The 15955-nt window shown below is 62.2% G+C and carries 18 protein-coding genes and 1 pseudogene; 10 read left to right on the top strand and 9 right to left on the bottom strand.

Annotated features, from left to right (window positions below):
* Window positions 1–780: pseudogene (locus L4923_RS21545) on the bottom strand (hypothetical protein); the annotation flags it as partial.
* Window positions 781–1042: 262 nt separating this feature from the next.
* On the opposite strand from L4923_RS21545, the gene rpmH reads away from it, so the two are divergent.
* From rpmH to yihA, 5 genes are all read left to right on the top strand, one after another.
* The gene (gene rpmH, locus L4923_RS21540) at window positions 1043–1177 is read left to right on the top strand and encodes a 50S ribosomal protein L34 (RefSeq protein WP_008833937.1); all 135 of its coding nucleotides are present in this window, start codon (window positions 1043–1045) and stop codon (window positions 1175–1177) included.
* A gap of 35 nt (window positions 1178–1212) precedes the next feature.
* A complete protein-coding gene (rnpA, locus tag L4923_RS21535) occupies window positions 1213–1545 on the top strand; it encodes a ribonuclease P protein component (RefSeq protein ID WP_239368940.1) in 333 nt (110 codons plus the stop codon).
* A gap of 20 nt (window positions 1546–1565) precedes the next feature.
* Window positions 1566–3377: a membrane protein insertase YidC gene (gene yidC / locus L4923_RS21530; RefSeq protein ID WP_239368938.1), complete on the top strand. Its 1812-nt coding sequence runs from the start codon at window positions 1566–1568 to the stop codon at window positions 3375–3377.
* Window positions 3378–3487: 110 nt separating this feature from the next.
* Window positions 3488–4126: a CatB-related O-acetyltransferase gene (locus L4923_RS21525; RefSeq protein WP_239368936.1), complete on the top strand. Its 639-nt coding sequence runs from the start codon at window positions 3488–3490 to the stop codon at window positions 4124–4126.
* Complete coding sequence (gene yihA, locus L4923_RS21520) at window positions 4123–4782, top strand: ribosome biogenesis GTP-binding protein YihA/YsxC (protein WP_343303833.1); 660 nt, start codon at window positions 4123–4125, stop codon at window positions 4780–4782. Before L4923_RS21525 ends, yihA begins: the two co-directional genes overlap by 4 nt.
* 9 nt (window positions 4783–4791) lie before the next feature.
* Here the strand turns inward: yihA and L4923_RS21515 are convergent, their stop codons facing one another.
* Window positions 4792–5508 carry a TetR/AcrR family transcriptional regulator gene (locus L4923_RS21515; protein WP_239368934.1) on the bottom strand — a complete coding sequence of 239 codons (717 nt, stop codon included), beginning with the start codon at window positions 5506–5508 and terminating at the stop codon, window positions 4792–4794.
* A gap of 121 nt (window positions 5509–5629) precedes the next feature.
* Between L4923_RS21515 and L4923_RS21510 the strand changes: the two genes are divergently transcribed.
* Window positions 5630–6808, top strand: coding sequence for an HlyD family secretion protein (locus L4923_RS21510; RefSeq protein WP_239368932.1), 1179 nt, complete (start codon window positions 5630–5632; stop codon window positions 6806–6808).
* A gap of 12 nt (window positions 6809–6820) precedes the next feature.
* Entirely contained in the window at window positions 6821–8401 is a 1581-nt protein-coding gene (locus L4923_RS21505; protein WP_239368930.1) for a DHA2 family efflux MFS transporter permease subunit, read from the top strand.
* Between the two features lie 13 nt (window positions 8402–8414).
* Here the strand turns inward: L4923_RS21505 and msrB are convergent, their stop codons facing one another.
* The 4 genes from msrB to L4923_RS21485 all read right to left on the bottom strand — a co-directional run bounded on the left by msrB (window position 8415) and on the right by L4923_RS21485 (window position 10980).
* On the bottom strand, window positions 8415–8912 hold the full coding sequence (msrB, locus tag L4923_RS21500) for a peptide-methionine (R)-S-oxide reductase MsrB (protein WP_239368928.1): 498 nt from the start codon (window positions 8910–8912) through the stop codon (window positions 8415–8417).
* Window positions 8913–9070: 158 nt separating this feature from the next.
* Complete coding sequence (locus tag L4923_RS21495) at window positions 9071–9628, bottom strand: fasciclin domain-containing protein (protein ID WP_239368926.1); 558 nt, start codon at window positions 9626–9628, stop codon at window positions 9071–9073.
* Between the two features lie 102 nt (window positions 9629–9730).
* Entirely contained in the window at window positions 9731–10444 is a 714-nt protein-coding gene (locus L4923_RS21490; protein WP_239368924.1) for an anti-sigma factor, read from the bottom strand.
* Window positions 10441–10980 (bottom strand): sigma-70 family RNA polymerase sigma factor, encoded by a 540-nt coding sequence (locus L4923_RS21485; RefSeq protein ID WP_239368952.1) that lies wholly within the window; start codon window positions 10978–10980, stop codon window positions 10441–10443. The genes L4923_RS21490 and L4923_RS21485 overlap by 4 nt, the downstream gene beginning before the upstream one ends.
* Window positions 10981–11098: 118 nt before the next feature.
* Here L4923_RS21485 and L4923_RS21480 point away from each other — a divergent pair, with 118 nt between their 5' ends.
* Entirely contained in the window at window positions 11099–12595 is a 1497-nt protein-coding gene (locus tag L4923_RS21480; protein ID WP_239368922.1) for an amidase, read from the top strand.
* A 2-nt stretch (window positions 12596–12597) separates the two neighbouring features.
* Here L4923_RS21480 and L4923_RS21475 read toward each other — a convergent pair whose 3' ends face one another.
* Window positions 12598–13221, bottom strand: a complete 624-nt coding sequence (locus L4923_RS21475; protein WP_239368920.1) for a class I SAM-dependent methyltransferase — start codon at window positions 13219–13221, stop codon at window positions 12598–12600.
* Between the two features lie 152 nt (window positions 13222–13373).
* Between L4923_RS21475 and argB the strand changes: the two genes are divergently transcribed.
* Complete coding sequence (argB, locus tag L4923_RS21470) at window positions 13374–14267, top strand: acetylglutamate kinase (RefSeq protein WP_239368918.1); 894 nt, start codon at window positions 13374–13376, stop codon at window positions 14265–14267.
* Window positions 14268–14312: 45 nt separating this feature from the next.
* Here argB and L4923_RS21465 read toward each other — a convergent pair whose 3' ends face one another.
* A complete protein-coding gene (locus L4923_RS21465) occupies window positions 14313–14801 on the bottom strand; it encodes a MarR family winged helix-turn-helix transcriptional regulator (protein WP_239368916.1) in 489 nt (162 codons plus the stop codon).
* Window positions 14802–14894: 93 nt separating this feature from the next.
* Here L4923_RS21465 and L4923_RS21460 point away from each other — a divergent pair, with 93 nt between their 5' ends.
* Complete coding sequence (locus L4923_RS21460) at window positions 14895–15050, top strand: hypothetical protein (protein ID WP_239368914.1); 156 nt, start codon at window positions 14895–14897, stop codon at window positions 15048–15050.
* 13 nt (window positions 15051–15063) lie between these two features.
* Here L4923_RS21460 and L4923_RS21455 read toward each other — a convergent pair whose 3' ends face one another.
* Window positions 15064–15819 (bottom strand): GGDEF domain-containing protein, encoded by a 756-nt coding sequence (locus L4923_RS21455; RefSeq protein WP_239368912.1) that lies wholly within the window; start codon window positions 15817–15819, stop codon window positions 15064–15066.
* Window positions 15820–15955 lie beyond the last annotated feature (136 nt).

The following is a 15955-nucleotide window of genomic DNA, read 5'->3' as shown; positions in this document are numbered from 1 at the left end:
TTTTTTTTTGGTCGGGTGTTTTGTTTTCCCATATTGGGGGGGGGGGTTTGTTTTTTTGCGTCCGGCGGGGGGGGGGGGGGCCCCCCCCCGGGGGGGCGCCCCCGGCGCCTCGGAAAAGGACAGCATCGAGCGCGTCATCGCGCGCACGGGGCGGATCATGATGCGGTCGACGGCGACATAGACGAGCACTGCGGAGAAGACCGAAATCAAAAGTCCGATCAGCGCGATGTTGCGCGAAAAGGACAGCATGGCCGCGCGCAGGCGGTAGTCCGGCATGATCAACTCGAATTCGCGGCCCTGCTCGCCGACCGGGCCGAAGATACGCAGCGTGCGATCGCCGCCCCAGAACAGGGTTTCGAGCGCATCCGAAAGCTGCGCAAACATGCCTGTGTTGGCGATGTCGATATGTTCATCGACCTTGGGTGGCATCGCCGCAACGGCAAGCAGGCGCGAAGCGTCGCCATCGCGCACCGCGATCGCCTTGGCGCCAAGCGCCATCAGAAGATCGTCCTGCGCCGTGCGGGAAAGCGCACCCGGCTCGCCTTCGATGAGCACTACCGACACGGCGGCGGCCGTGTTGAGGCGCTCGCGCAGCCAGCGGGTCCGATAGTCCGCGATCGAAGGCAGAAAGATCAAGACCTCGGCGAGAAGCACGAAGACGATGGTGAGCAGGATGAGCTTGGCCGACAGGCCGCGCGCCAGCGGCACGGCACGCGCCAGGGCGCCAGCCGCAGGCCTGGGCGCTTCCGTGCCCTCGATCGTGGAAGGTTCGACGCTCATACACCCAATGCCGCCATGCCTTCCCATGCAAACTAGGCAATTGTGACGGAATTTCCAGCTATATGACGTGATGAGACATCTTGCGCGATTCTTTGGCGCCGAGCCGGATTGACTTCCAAAACCCTTCTACCTATAAGCCCCGCTCACGCTCGGGCCCCAGAACCCGGCGCGGTTTCGATCGCGCCAAACAGGGCCCAGCCAACAAGCTCCTGTTACAGAGTGACAGACACAAGAAGGGCCGCACGCCGCGGTATTTAAACAAATGAAGCGCACCTACCAACCCTCCAAGCTCGTTCGCAAGCGCCGGCACGGCTTCCGCGCCCGCATGGCCACCAAGGGCGGCCGCGGCGTCGTCGCTGCACGCCGCAACCGCGGTCGCAAGCGGCTGTCCGCTTAAGCGGGCGGCCACGGCCGTTGCCAGCAACCCGGCCAATGGGACAGGCACCCAAACGGCTCCTGAAACGCACGGATTTTCTGACCGTCCGGCGCGGCGAAAAGCGGCGCGGGCGGTTTTTCCTCGTTGAAGTGCTGAATCGCGGTGACAGTGAAGCGCCGCGTGTCGGCTTCACGGTCACCAAGAAGGTCGGCAACGCCGTCGTGCGCAACCGGGTCCGCCGGCGGCTGAAAGAAGCCGTGCGCACTTATGCCGCCGCTGACATGGAAAGCGGCCATGACTATGTCATCGTGGGGCGCGAGGATGTCCTCACCGCGCCATTCGGTGAGCTGAAGGCCGAGCTTTCCCGCCGTATCCACGCAAAACGCTAGCGCGACAGGCTAAGGTCTCGATGGAAAACAACCGCAATTTCTTCATCACCATCGCTTTGTCGGTGCTGATCCTGACGCTGTGGCAGGTGTTCTATATGAACCCGCGCGTCGAGCAGCAGCGCGAAGCGGCACGTATCGAGGCGGAGCGCCAGGCTAAGACGGCACCGGCGACGGGGACTCAGGCACCGGCGGGTACGCAGGCACCGGTTCAGCAGGGGGCAGTACCCAGCCTGCCCGGAACCGACGGCTCGACTCCGGCCGGACGCGAACAGGCGCTTGCCGCCACCAGCCGCGTAAAAATCGACACGCCGAGCCTCGAGGGCTCGATCAATCTGACCGGCGCACGCCTCGATGACCTGAAACTGAAGCGCTATCGGCTGACGGTCGACAACAACTCTCCAGAAATCGAGCTGCTCAACCCGTCGGCCTTGCCGAACGGCTATTATGCCGAGTTCGGCTTCGTCGGCAACGATGCCAGCGGCAAGGTACCTGGCCCGGATACGGTGTGGACCGTGGATGGCAACGCCGCGCTGACGCCGACGACGCCGGTAACGCTGAGCTACACCAACGACAAGGGGCTCACCTTCAAACGCACGATCTCGGTGGACGCGAACTACATGTTCAAGGTTTCCGACACGGTGCAGAACGCCGGTACAGCCGCCGTCACCCTGTCGAACTATGGCCGCGTCACCCGCTTCGACAAGCCGACCACGCCTTCGATCTACGTGCTGCATGAAGGTCTGATCGGCGTGACCGGCGAGGAAGGCCTGCAGGAGCACAAATATGCGTCCGTCGAAACGGACAAGCAGTACGTGCCCAGCAAGTCGACCGATGGTTGGCTGGGCATCACCGATAAATACTGGGCGGTGACGCTGGTCCCGACCGAGAAGCAGCCGTTCCAGCCGCGCTTCGCCTATTTCGATGACGGCCGGCCACGTTATCAGTCCGACTTCCTGACCGATGCGATTACCGTCGAGCCCGGTCAGTCGACCACCATCGAGTCGCTCGTCTTCGCGGGCGCCAAGGAAGTGTCGAAGATCAATGCCTATGAAAAGGATCTCGACATCCGCCGCTTCGATCTGCTGATCGACTGGGGCTGGTTCGCCTTCATCACCAAGCCGATGTTCTGGCTGATCGACACGCTCTACAAATTCTTCGGCAATTTCGGCCTGGCCATCCTCGCCACCACCGTTGTCGTCAAGGCGGTCTTCTTCCCGCTTGCCAACAAGTCGTACAAGTCGATGGCGAACATGAAGAAGGTGCAGCCCAAGATGCTTGAGATCCGCGAGAAATACGCGGACGACAAGATGAAGCAGCAGCAGGCGATGATGGAGTTGTACAAGACCGAGAAGATCAATCCGATCGCCGGCTGTTGGCCGGTGCTGATCCAGATCCCGGTGTTCTTCGCGCTCTACAAGGTGCTCTACGTCACCATCGAAATGCGGCATGCGCCGTTCTTCGGCTGGATTCAGGATTTGGCGGCACCGGACCCGACTTCGCTGCTCAACCTGTTCGGCTTGCTGCCTTTCGCCACGCCGGCCATGCTGCATATCGGCATCTGGCCGCTGCTGATGGGCGTAACCATGTTCCTGCAGATGCGCATGAACCCGGCGCCGCCGGATCCGACGCAGGCTGCGATCTTCAACTGGATGCCGGTGATCTTCACCTTCATGATGGCAGGCTTCCCGGCCGGACTGGTGATCTACTGGGCCTGGAACAATCTCCTGTCGATCCTGCAGCAGGGTGCGATCATGAAGCGCCAGGGCGCCAAGATCGAGCTGTGGGACAATCTGGCCGGCATGTTCAAGAAGAAACCGACACCGGCCGAATAGCGGTCGTAACCATCCCGTAAAAAAAGGCCCTGGCACAGCCGGGGCCTTTTGCTATTGGCGAAAAGATTGGGCTATCCTCCAGTTCCGCCGCAATCTCGACGGAGATCACAATGAACGGCCCTAATCCAAATACCAAACATCCGACGCTGCATCACAATCGGGTCGGTTTCCTGAAGCCGATCGTCCATGCTCCCAACATCGAGATCGGCGAATATACCTATTACGACGATCCGGGCGGGCCGGAGAGCTTCGTCGAGACCTGCGTGCTGCACCATCACCCCTTCATCGGCGATAGGCTGATCATCGGCAAATTCTGCGCCATTTCCGAAGGCGCGCGATTCATCATGAACGGCGCCAACCATGTCATGGGCGGCTTTTCGACCTACCCGTTCAACATCTTCAGCCACGGCTGGGAAAAGGGCTTCGACGTCGCGACCTGGAAAGCCGAGCTGCGCGGCGATACCGTCATCGGCAACGACGTCTGGATCGGCATGAACACCGCGATCATGCCCGGCGTGAAGATCGGCGACGGCGCCATCATCGCCGCCAAGTCGGTGGTAACGCGCGACGTGCCGCCTTACGCGATCGCCGCCGGCAATAGCGCCAAGGTCGTCAAGATGCGCTTCGACGACGAAACGATTGCGCGGCTGCAGCAGATCGCCTGGTGGAACTGGCCAGCCGACAAGATCACCCGCAACCTCGATGCTATCCGCGGCGCCGATATCGACCGCCTCGAGGCATCGACGTGACGGCAGAAACGATCACTGCGGTCGGTGTGGACATCTTCACGCGGCCATGGGTCTTCATCCGCGGCGTGCCTGCCATGAAGTTCCTGCCGCCCGAAGGCCCGCCGGAGATCGCCTTTGCCGGCCGCTCCAATGTCGGCAAGTCGTCGCTGATCAACGCGCTGGTCGGTCAAAAGGGGTTGGCCCGCACATCCAACACGCCGGGGCGGACGCAGGAACTCAATTATTTCGTGCCCGACGGATTTTCCGGTGAAGGCGCCGACCTGCCGCCGCTGGCCTTGGTCGACATGCCGGGCTACGGCTATGCCCAGGCGCCGAAAGAGCAAGTCGACCAATGGACGAAGCTCGTCTTCGATTATCTGAAGGGCCGGGTGACGCTGAAGCGCGTCTATGTGCTGATCGACGCTCGGCACGGCATCAAGAAAAACGACGAGGACGTACTGACTCTGCTCGACAAGGCAGCCGTCTCCTACCAGATCGTCCTGACCAAGACCGACAAGATCAAGACGGCCGGTCTGCCGCGCCTGATCGAAGAGACCCTTGCCAAGATCAAGAAAAGGCCGGCAGCTTTCCCGGGCGTATTGGCAACGTCGTCGGAGAAGGCAGGCGGGCTCGAAGAACTCCGCGCTGCGATCGTGCTGGTCGCCAACGGCGGATAGTGCCGTCGCTCAGTCCGTGCGTCTGGCCCTGTCCTGCACAGCAAACGCTTCAGTGCCATAGGCCTTCAGGAAGACATCGACACCCGACTGCACCACATGCCTGATCTCATGGTCGGCTGGCGATTCGCGGCGATAACCGTACAGGCGCTGACGCAGCAGGCCGGCCAGGCAGAGTTCCGAGAGCTGGTATGCGGCAAGATCGATGTCGGGTATTGCCAGAAGGCCCTTTTCGACGGCCCGATTGAGGAATGCCTCGACCTTGGCATGCCCATTCTTCGGCCCTTTCTCATAGAAACGCAGGCCGAGTTCAGGAATCCGTTCCGCAGCACCGATGACGATGCGCTGCGCCATAACCACCTTGTCGGAGGTGATCTTGTAGGACAGGGCCATGCCAAAGTCCTCAAGGACGTCCCTCAGATTGTCCTCGCGATCGAGCACCTCATAGAGATTCTGGAAGATCTTGCAGCGCTCTTCTTCGACGAGGGCTTCGAACAGCTCTTCCTTGTTGTCGAAGTACACATAGATCGTGCCTTTCGACACGCCGGCTTCACGGGTGACGTCGTTCATCGAGGCGGCATCGAAACCTTTGTCCATGAAGACGCGGCGCGCGCCTTCAATGATCTGCTGGCGCTTGATCGGATCCTGGCCGGCCGCTGGTCGACCCCGACCCAAGCCCCCTTCGGCCTGCTCCAGTGCGTCCTCTATTTCCGGCAAGATCTCGCTCATTTCCCTGTACACGTAAAATAATTCGAACCGACCGGTTCGATCGCTCTTGATATGAGCCTGCTCTTACGTTAAGTCAACATCGAACCGAACGGTTCAGTTCGCAAACCACAAGAGCGTTGTCATGTCGAACTCTACCACGCCGACCTCGGCGGAAGTCCATCCTTTTCCAAATGCCAAGGCCCCAGGCGCTGAAGCCCCAACCGCGCCCGTGGAAAATGTCCATACGCCCGCGGCCCCGGCAAAAAAGAAACGTTCGGCGCGTTCGTTGCTGCTGCCCATCATTGGAGCCGGGTTGCTGGGCGTTGGCGTCTGGTACGGCTACGGCTATTGGACCGACGGCCGTTTCATGATCTCGACCGACGACGCCTATGTGCAGGCCGACATGGCGTTCGTGTCGCCGAAGGTGTCCGGCTATATCGAGCAGATCAAGGTCGAGGAGAATCAGCACGTCAAGGCTGGCGACCCGCTCTTCATCGTCGACAACGGAGACTACCGCATCGCCGTCGACCAGGCCGCGGCGCAGATCGCTACTCTCGACAAGACGCTGGCCCGCATCGACGCGCAGATCACGGCCGCTCAGGCATCGCTGCAGCAGGCGCAGGCACAGCGGAATTCAGCACAGGCCGCCGCCGACAATGCCCAGCGCACCCAGGTGCGTACAGCGCAGTTGCTGAAGACCCACGTCGCCACCCAGGCGCAACTGGACGACGCGCAGACGGCGGTCGATCAAACCCGCGCCGCATTGACCAGCGCCGACGCCCAGATTGCCGCAGCGAAGGCCAATATCGGTGTGCTGGAAGCACAGCGCGCCGAGACCGCCAGCAACCAGGCGTCGCTGCGCCTGACCAAGGACAAGGCCGAACGTGATCTCGGCTTCACCGTCATGCGCGCACCCTATGACGGCGTCGTCGGCAACCGCTCGGTCGAACGGGGTGATCTCGTCAGCCCTGGCCAGAAACTTGCCGTGATCGTGCCCATGGACAAGCTTTACATCGTCGCCAACTTCAAGGAGACGCAGCTCGCGCGCCTCGTGCCAGGCGAGAAAGTGCGCATCTCGGTCGACGCCATGCACAATGAGACGTTCGAAGGAAAAGTCTCATCGCTGGCACCAGCCTCGGGCGCGGTCTTCTCGATGCTGCCACCGGAAAACGCAACGGGCAACTTCACCAAGGTCGTGCAGCGTGTGCCGGTGCGCATCGACGTGGCACCGGACGCCATCGCAACAGGCAAGCTGCGTGCAGGGCTGAGCGTCATCGTCGACGTCGACAGCCGCACCGCGCCGGCAGCAACGAGCAAATAGCGGGAAGCCACCATGTCGAGCGTCGACGCCGTTGCCGGAGCAGGGCCGGTCGATCACATCGAGCCCAGGCGAGTCATCGCCTTCCTGGCGATGGTGTTCGGCATGTTCATGGCGATCCTCGACATCCAGATCGTGTCGGCGTCGCTCGCGGAGATCCAGGCTGGCCTGTCCGCCAGTTCCGATGAAATCCCTTGGGTGCAGACCTCGTATCTGATCGCCGAAGTCATCATGATCCCGCTTTCGGGGTTCCTCAGCCGCATGCTGTCCACGCGCGTGCTGTTCACGATCTCCGCAGCCGGATTCACCGCCGCCAGTGCGCTGGCGGCGACCGCCACCAATATCGACCAGATGATCATTTACCGGGCCATCCAGGGTTTCATCGGCGGCGGCATGATCCCATCGGTCTTCGCGGCCGCCTTCACCATCTTCCCGCCGTCGCGGCGCGCCATCGTCTCGCCGATGATCGGCCTCGTCGCCACGCTGGCTCCGACGATCGGCCCGACGGTCGGCGGCTATATCAGTCACGCCATGTCCTGGCACTGGCTGTTCCTGATCAATGTCGTACCTGGCATCCTGGTCGCGACGGCAGCCTGGACGCTGATCGATTTCGACAAGCCGGATATGAGCCTGCTGAAGAAGTTCGACTGGTGGGGCCTTGCCGGCATGGCGGCGTTTCTCGGCTCGCTGGAGTACGTGCTGGAAGAAGGCCCGAACCACGACTGGCTGCAGGAGCAGTCCGTGTTCATCTTCGCCATCGTCATGACGGTCGGCGCAATCGTGTTCTTCTGGCGCGTCTTCACCGCAGAAGAGCCGATCGTCGACCTGCGCGCCTTCAGCAACATCAATTTTGCCTTCGGCTCGCTGTTCTCCTTCGTCATGGGTATTGGTCTCTACGGCCTCACCTATCTTTATCCGATCTATCTCGGCCGTATCCGCGGCTACGATTCCATGATGATCGGCGAGGCGCTGTTCGTGTCCGGCCTCGCGATGTTCCTGACCGCTCCGGTCTCCGGCATCCTTTCGAACAAGCTCGACCCGCGCGTGATGATCGCGACCGGTTTTGTCGGCTTCGCTGCAGGCACCTGGCAGATGACCCATCTCACCGCCGACTGGGATTTCTGGGAGCTGTTCGTTCCGCAGATCCTGCGCGGCGCCTCGATGATGCTGTGCATGGTGGCGATCAACAACATTGCGCTTGGCACCCTGCCGCCGTCGCGACTGAAGAATGCATCCGGCCTGTTCAATCTGACCCGTAACCTTGGCGGCGCGGTGGGGCTGGCGCTGATCAACACCATATTGATCGACCGCAACGCTTTCCACTACGCCCGCCTGTCGGAACATGTGCAGTGGGGCAGCGAGGCCGCGCAGGACAAGCTGCGCAACATGACGCTGAACTTTCAGGCTCAGGGCGGACTGGATGCCAGCAGCGCTGCCCTCTCCAAGCTCTCGGGCATCGTGCATCAGCAGGCTGCGCTGCTGTCTTTCATGGACGTTTTCTATCTGCTGACGATGCTATTCGCATCGCTGGCAGCCTTTGTGATGGTCATCAAGCGCCCTCCAGCCGCAGCGGGTGGCGGCGGAGGCGGTCACTGACCCGCATCGGATGTCAGGCCGCAGCCTGGAAATTCAGGGCGACGCCGTTGATACAATGGCGCTTGCCGGTGGGTGGCGGACCGTCGTCGAAGATGTGGCCGAGATGACCGCCGCAGCGACGGCAATGGCACTCCACTCGCACCATGCCGAGCGTCCTGTCTTCATGCGTACCAATGGCATTGGGCAAGGCCTCCCAGAAGCTCGGCCAGCCGGTGCCTGAATCGAACTTTGTCTCGGACGCATAAAGTGGCAGAGCGCAGCCGGCACAGGCAAAGACGCCCTTGCGATGCTCATTGAGAAGCGGGCTGGTGCCAGGATATTCGGTATCCTCCTGGCGCAGCACGGCATATTGCTCAGGTGACAGACTGGCCTTCCATTCGGCATCAGTCTTCTGGACCTCGAAGGTCTCGGCCCGAGCGGGCTGTGCACCACCAAGCCGCGAGAGCGCCCAGGCGCCTGCCCCGACCGTTACGATGGCTGCGGTGCCAAGAAGGAAATCACGCCGATCCATGAACCTCATCCCTTTTCGTATCCTGCCCCCTTCGGCATCCACCGCGAAATCACTTGCTGTTGACCGAGGGGTAAATGCGGGCGGCCACACGCCAGTCTGAGAGGACAACGTGCAGCCGCCACGCCTTATTCCTGCTTTCGCCGGGAACCGGCCCGCTGTTACATCTTGGGCAACAGCACCTTGTCGATGACATGGATGACGCCGTTCGACTGTTCAACGTCGGCGATCGTGACATGGGCGACATTGCCGCTTTCGTCGGTCACCGTGACCTTGCCGTCCTTGTCCTTCAGCGTCAGCCCACAACCGCCGGCGGTCTTGGCCGCGTGCGCACCGCCATCGGCCTTGACCATCTTGGCGACATCGCCGGACATCGCCTTGGCGGCAACGACGTGGCATGTGAGGATCTTGGTGAGCTTGTCCTTGTTTTCCGGTTTCAGCAGCGTTTCGACCGTGCCCTTGGGCAGGGCCGCGAAAGCCTCGTTGGTCGGTGCGAAGACCGTAAACGGACCTTTGCCCTGAAGGGTCTCCACCAGGCCGGCGGCCTTGACCGCGGCAACCAGCGTGGTGTGGTCCTTCGAATTCACGGCATTCTCGATGATGTTCTTCTCGGCATACATCGGCGCGCCGCCAACCATGGGGTTCTTGGCATAGGCGATGCCGGCGAACGCCGACAGCACGACGGCACCGGCGAAAAGCAGCTTTGTGGTCTTACGCATATTCGATCTCCTCTGGTTCAACCCGCTTCGGGGACGCGAGGAGATACGGGAGGCGATCTTTCCGAGTTTCAGCCGGTCGAAATTTTTTCCATGCCGTTCGGATCAGATGTCATTCAGATCGCCGGCAGCCACCACTGGCCCTGTCGGCTGCCCCGTCGGCGAACCACCTTTCGGCTCAAGGCTGATGGCAAGCACTGCGCCTTGCGCAAGCTTTTCACGAACAAGTACGGGCGGGGTCAGTTGCGCTGTACTGCCAGCGGGAACAACGCCTATCGATACCGGCGCATCCTTACCCTCGATCAGCCAGAGCTCGAAATCCTTGTCCGAAGCGAGTTGCCCGGCAAGATGCGACAGCCGCACCTCGTTGCGAACCCCGTCATAGACCGCAACATAGCGCACATCGCTGCCTTCCGCCGTGAGCGACGCGACCAACTCCATCTGCGGCGGCGAGGGCGGTGCACCGAGATAAGGGACGGCGACGGCAAGCACCAATGCGGCAAAGGCTGCAGCAGCCAGGCCGCGCCAGAAGGCAAGACTGGACCAGAGGCCGGTTCGATCCTGCTGCGCAGCACTGCTCGTGAATAGCCGCCGATCGATCGCAGCCTTAACCGAAGGTGGGGCCTCGACCTCGGCGTAACCCGCAGCGAGTGGTGAAAGCCGCCCCTCCCAGGCATCGACCAGGCGCGCGAAAGCAGGATCCTGTTCGACCCGCTGCGCGACTGCCTGGCGTTCGCCCGCCGAAAGCACGCCGAGCACATACTCCGCAGCAAGTACGTCGTCGTCTCGTTCGGGTCCGGTAGGGTCGCTTGCCGTCATCGTTCCAGGCATTCCCGCAATCTGATCAGGCTGCGCCGCAGCCAGGTCCGCATCGTATTGAGCGGAACAGCATGGCGTTCCGCAAGTTCGACATAGCTCTCTCCCTTGAGGTAAGCGCCTCGCACCGCGTCTGCCCGATCCTGCTCAAGCTCCTCGAGGCAACGGTGGATGCGGTCGGCCTCGCCGCCTGCCACAGCCAGCGCCTCCGGTCCCGGCGCCGGGTCGGCCACGTCGAGCGCGGCATCGATGTCGGCAGCCGGACGGCGGCGCGCCCTGATGCGATCGATCGCATGGTTGCGCGCCACCGCGATCAGCCACGACATCGGGCTCAGTTCCGAAACGGCGAAGCGGTCGGCTTTCGTCCAGACCTTGACGAACACCTCCTGCAGCGCCTCCTCGGCCTCCGCACGGTCGTTCAAGACACGCAGGCAGACACCGAAAAGTTTCGCGCTCGTCTGCCGGTAGAGCAGATCGAACGCTGCCCGATCCTTCAGCGAAGTCCGGACGATCAGTGTGGCGATGTCCTCTGGCGTCATCGGCGCCAAGACTATGATGGCCACCGCGCCTTGCCTAGTGGAGCGAACCGGCCGCGGTTCGGCATTGATTGAAAAGGTGACAGCGGCCCGATAACTTCGTCTGGCTTGGGAGGGTGGCATGTCGGTCGAGCGGACGCTGTGGGAGAACGACGCGATGGGTCTGGCGGCCCTCGTCCAGAGCGGCGCGTTATCACCCCTCGAACTCGCCGATGCAGCAATAGCCCGCGCCGAGGCGACCCGCGGCGAAATCAACGCCATTGCCGAACCGCTCTACGATGCTGCGAGAGAACGGGCGAAGACGATCGACCGCACCCTGCCATTGGCCGGTGTGCCTTTCGCCATCAAGGACCTCGGCATCGCCATTCAGGGAATTGCCACACATGGCGGTAGTCGGGTCCCGCCTTTCGTACCCGATTTCAACTCGGTTCTGACCGAGCGTTATCTGGCTGCGGGTCTCAACCCGATCGTCACCAGCACCACGCCGGAATATGGCTTGCGGCTTATGACGGAATCTGCCGCTTTCGGGATCACCCGCAGCCCCTGGAACACCGGCCATACCACCGGCGGCTCTTCGGGAGGCGCTTCGGCATTGGTGTCGGCAGGTGTGGTGCCTGTCGCACATGCGTCCGACGGCGGCGGCTCGATCCGTGTGCCGTCTGCCTGTACCGGCCTGGTCGGCCTCAAGACTTCGCGCGGTCGGGTACCATTATCGCCGCTGGTTTCGGAGAGCTGGTACGGCTTCGTGGTCGACCATGCCGTCACCCGGTCGGTCCGCGACAGCGCGTTGCTGCTTGATCTTACCCATGGCCCGGACCCGCTGGCGCCTTATGCCGCTCGACCGCCACAAAGTGCCTTCGTCGCGGCAGCGGCCCGAGAGCCGGGAAAGCTCAACCTCGCCGTCTACACCAGATCGCCGCTCGGGCTGCCGATTTCAGCCGAAACGATGGACGCCCTCGACAAGGCGGTGGCGATCGTGCGCGAAGGTGGCCACAGGGTGGAAGAGATCGACCTGCCGATGATTGATCGTACCTTCATGGCAACCTTTGCCATGTGTGTCGCTTCGGCCGTAGCCGGGTCGCTTCGCATGGAAAAAGCCCGTAATGGCAGATCGGTCACGGGCGACGTCGAACGCGCGACGCGGCTGCTCGGCCGCTTCGGAGAATTGATGTCCGGCGGCGAGACCTACACCTTGCTGGAGCGGCTTCACGCCGCCAGCCGCCAGTTGATCGCCGCGACCGCCCGCTATGATGCTGTGCTGATGCCGATCATCGCGCATCCTCCGCTCGCCTGCGGCGCGATGAGCCCGAAAGGTATCGATGACATCATCGAAACCGCGCTGGACAAGCTGCACCTGACGCGGCTGCTCAGGATACCCGGCTTCTTCTCGCAACTGCTCGACAAGAGCCTGTGGTTCACGCCGTGGCCGGCCATCCAGAATGTCAGCGGCCAGCCTTCCATAGCGCTGCCGGTACATGTCACCGATGCCGGCTTGCCGCTCGGTGTCCAAGCTGCCGGCCGTCCCGGCGGCGAAGAGACGCTGCTTTCGCTGGCGGCACAGATGGAGACGATTTCCGGCTGGCTGAAGCGGCGTGCGCTCCTGCGCGTGCCGCAATAGGGTCAGGCCTCGCGGCGAAACGTGCCGAAGTGGAAATGCTGCGTTGCGCCCCATGGGGTGACATGGTCGTAACGCCGGCTGTCGATGAGCCCGAAACCAACACCAAGTTCAGCGCCGAGGGATTCCGCATCGTAGCGTTGCACGGTCAGGCCACTGCATTTTTCGGGACCGTCTGGCGCAAAGGTACCGATGATTGCATGGCCGCCGACAGGCAGAGCCAAGCGCAATCGCTCGACATAGGCGATCCGGCTGCTTTCCTGGGTCAGAAAATGGAACGCTGCCCGGTCGTGCCAAATGTCATAGGAACGTTCGGGGCGCCAGTCCGTGACGTCCGCGACGATCCAGTCGACCTTGCCCGCCGCGGCACCGAGGCGTTCCTGCGCAGCATCGAGCGCGGACTGCGAGATATCGAGCACGGAAAGATCGCGATAGCCAAGCGCCAGAAGCGTGTCCGTCAACATGGACGCACCACCGCCAATGTCGATGATGCCAACATCCGGCTTGGCGCCAGCCCGTTGCAGCAGGTCGAGCGAAGGCGCCGGCGCCTCCTGATACCAGCTGACCGCGGTCGTTGCCTTGCTGGAATAAACGTCCTGCCAATGGGCTTTCGGATCGAACCCGGTCATCGTGACACCCGTTTGACGGTTTCACCGCTGTTCACGAACAGATGACGCCGGCATCGGATCAAAACAAGACTTGCCCTTCTCCTATCATTGCCCCCTTCGCTGTTTCCCGCTAAGACCTCGCCGTTTCTTTCCAGCCAGCCGGGAAATTCGCCATGACGGAAGCCGCCGCCAACGCCGAAATGCAGGCCGCGCTGCTCTCGAGGGCACTGCCCTACATGCAGCGCTACGAGAACAAGACGGTCGTGGTGAAATATGGCGGCCACGCCATGGGCGACATCGAACTCGGCAAGGCCTTTGCCCGCGATATCGCGCTCTTGAAGCAGTCCGGCGTGAACCCCATCGTGGTGCATGGCGGCGGCCCGCAGATCGCGGCCATGCTGACCAAGATGGGTATCGAGTCGCGCTTCGAGGGCGGTTTGCGCGTGACGGACGAAAAGACGGTCGAAATCGTCGAGATGGTGCTCGCCGGATCGATCAACAAGGAGATCGTCGCGTTGATCAATGCCGAAGGCGAGTGGGCGATCGGCCTGTGCGGCAAGGACGGCAACATGGTCTTTGCCCGCAAGGCGCACAAAACGATCAAGGATCCTGATTCCAACATCGAACGCGTGCTCGATCTCGGCTTCGTCGGCGAACCGGTCGAGGTCGACCGCACCCTGCTCGACTTGCTGGCACGCTCGGAAATGATCCCGGTGCTGGCTCCGGTGGCTCCCGGCCGCGACGGCCATACCTACAACATCAACGCCGACACCTTCGCCGGCGCCATAGCCGGGGCGGTCAAGGCGACACGCCTTCTGTTCCTCACCGACGTCCCGGGCGTGCTCGACAAGGACAAGAAACTCATCGACGAGCTGACGGTGGCAGAAGCCAAGGCGCTGATCGCAGACGGCACGGTTTCCGGGGGCATGATCCCCAAGGTGGAAACCTGCATCGAAGCGATCGAGCGCGGCGTCGAAGGCGTGGTCATCCTGAACGGCAAGACGCCGCATTCGGTGCTGCTCGAGCTGTTCACCGAACATGGCGCCGGCACGCTGATCGTGCCGTAAAGCTCCGGTTGGCTTTCCAGACGCAAGCCGCTGCTGGAAATTGCCCTAGTCCGGTTGTTCGCCTTCCTTCAGCTTCCGCAACTCGTTGTGCTGCAGGTCGGCAGCGGCGGTCATGAATTCCAGGATCGTGCCGAGTTCCGCGTCGCTGAAGGTGCGCAGCATTTTTTCGCCCTCGCGAGCAATGCCACCGTAATAGCGTTCCGACAGGCTGCGGGTTTTTTCCGTGGCCTCGACCACGACCTTGCGCCGGTCTTCGGTGCTGCGTGTGCGTGTCAGGAACCCGCGCGCCTCCAACCTGTCGATCAGCGCCGTCACCGCCGCCGGGGTCAGGCCCGAAACACGGGCGATCGCGCCAGCCGATTGCGGCCCGTGATAAAGCAGGCTGAGACATCTCCCTTCGGCACTGTTGATGCCCATTTCCTCGCGCACCGCCTCATCGAAACTCTGTGTCTCGTCCTGCCAGCGCATGATGGCACCCAGCAATGCGGTGAGCAGTTCGTCTCGGTTCCGGGTTGACGGATTTATTTCGATCATCTAACTATTAATTTATCGAACATTTCGACTGAGGTATCATTAGATGAAAGTTGAGATGCCGACAAGTTGAACCCAAAGAGAAGGATAGGCCCGATGGCTCAGTCAGAAATGTCGCGGGAAGAGGAACTGCGTTTCGCCGAGCGTTCCATGGAATGGTACGGCTGGGGATCGCCGATCGGCATGGGCGCCATGATCGTCGCGCTGGCGATGGCGGCGGTTCTGGTGCGCATCGCCGTCTACGGCTTCTGAGCCGTCGCCGGCGTCAGGCAGCGCGGGAAACCGCAGCGCCGACGATCGCGAGGTTGCGGCCCCGGCGCTTGGCCTCATAGAGGCGCAGATCGGCGCTGCGCATGAGATCCTGCAGCGTCATCGTTTCCAGGAAAAGCGCGCCGCCGATCGACACCGTCAATCGGACGATGCGCTCCACCGGCCTGAACAGGATCAGTTCCACTTCCGTACGGATACGTTCAGCGATGCGGGCTGCTTCCCGCTCGTCGGCGTCGTGCAGGAAAGCGGCGAATTCCTCGCCGCCGATGCGGCCGAGGACGTCGCCGGCACGCATCGCGCGCTTGATGGCGCCGGCAATCAGGAGCAAGGCCTCGTCCCCGGTGAGATGACCGTAGCTGTCGTTGATGGCCTTGAAATGATCGGCATCGATGATGAGCAGTGCGCCCCCGGCCTTGCCTCTGGCGTGTTCGAGCGCCGCGAAAAAACTCTCGCGGTTGAGCATGCCGGTCATGTCGTCGCGGCTCGCCTTGTCGGATAGCCGCCTATGCGCGACAGCCAGCTGCGCATGGGTGCGGGCAAGCTCGCGATGCGCTGCCTTCAGCCTGTCGCCTTGCGCAAACATGTAGGCGCTGGTCGGCCCGGCTATCAGAACCGGACAGATGGTGCCGATAATCCACGCATCGAGACTGATGAGGTCGCTGGCCAGAAACCCGAGCGCAAGAACGACGAGGAGCGAGACGAGGACCGCCGCGCCAGCAACAGTTGCGGAACGCAAGACTATGCTGGCCATAACTGCCCTCCCTCCCGATTGGCGGCCTTATGACGCCAAGACTTGAAAGTCTTCTTTAAGTGCTGGCTAAAATTTGAACGATGGCGCCAATCTGGCCTCAATCGACCCGCAACAGCCGCCGATAAAGCCGCTTCCG

The sequence above is a fragment of the Terribium retamae genome (assembly GCF_022347545.1).
Taxonomy (GTDB): Bacteria; Pseudomonadota; Alphaproteobacteria; order Rhizobiales; family Rhizobiaceae; genus Mesorhizobium; species Mesorhizobium retamae.
Note: the sequence above shows the minus strand (reverse complement) of the source record. Positions and strands in the feature narration are given on the sequence as shown.

Bases quoted from the DNA above. Each gene is read 5' to 3' on its own strand.
- rpmH (WP_008833937.1), top strand. From the start codon at position 1,043: ATGAAGCGCACCTACCAACCCTCCAAGCTCGTTCGCAAGCGCCGGCAC.
- rnpA (WP_239368940.1), top strand. From the start codon at position 1,213: ATGGGACAGGCACCCAAACGGCTCCTGAAACGCACGGATTTTCTGACC.
- yidC (WP_239368938.1), top strand. From the start codon at position 1,566: ATGGAAAACAACCGCAATTTCTTCATCACCATCGCTTTGTCGGTGCTG.
- L4923_RS21525 (WP_239368936.1), top strand. From the start codon at position 3,488: ATGAACGGCCCTAATCCAAATACCAAACATCCGACGCTGCATCACAAT.
- L4923_RS21515 (WP_239368934.1), bottom strand. From the start codon at position 5,508: ATGAGCGAGATCTTGCCGGAAATAGAGGACGCACTGGAGCAGGCCGAA.
- L4923_RS21510 (WP_239368932.1), top strand. From the start codon at position 5,630: ATGTCGAACTCTACCACGCCGACCTCGGCGGAAGTCCATCCTTTTCCA.
- L4923_RS21505 (WP_239368930.1), top strand. From the start codon at position 6,821: ATGTCGAGCGTCGACGCCGTTGCCGGAGCAGGGCCGGTCGATCACATC.
- msrB (WP_239368928.1), bottom strand. From the start codon at position 8,912: ATGGATCGGCGTGATTTCCTTCTTGGCACCGCAGCCATCGTAACGGTC.
- L4923_RS21495 (WP_239368926.1), bottom strand. From the start codon at position 9,628: ATGCGTAAGACCACAAAGCTGCTTTTCGCCGGTGCCGTCGTGCTGTCG.
- L4923_RS21490 (WP_239368924.1), bottom strand. From the start codon at position 10,444: ATGACGGCAAGCGACCCTACCGGACCCGAACGAGACGACGACGTACTT.
- L4923_RS21485 (WP_239368952.1), bottom strand. From the start codon at position 10,980: ATGACGCCAGAGGACATCGCCACACTGATCGTCCGGACTTCGCTGAAG.
- L4923_RS21480 (WP_239368922.1), top strand. From the start codon at position 11,099: ATGTCGGTCGAGCGGACGCTGTGGGAGAACGACGCGATGGGTCTGGCG.
- L4923_RS21475 (WP_239368920.1), bottom strand. From the start codon at position 13,221: ATGACCGGGTTCGATCCGAAAGCCCATTGGCAGGACGTTTATTCCAGC.
- argB (WP_239368918.1), top strand. From the start codon at position 13,374: ATGACGGAAGCCGCCGCCAACGCCGAAATGCAGGCCGCGCTGCTCTCG.
- L4923_RS21465 (WP_239368916.1), bottom strand. From the start codon at position 14,801: ATGATCGAAATAAATCCGTCAACCCGGAACCGAGACGAACTGCTCACC.
- L4923_RS21460 (WP_239368914.1), top strand. From the start codon at position 14,895: ATGGCTCAGTCAGAAATGTCGCGGGAAGAGGAACTGCGTTTCGCCGAG.
- L4923_RS21455 (WP_239368912.1), bottom strand. From the start codon at position 15,819: ATGGCCAGCATAGTCTTGCGTTCCGCAACTGTTGCTGGCGCGGCGGTC.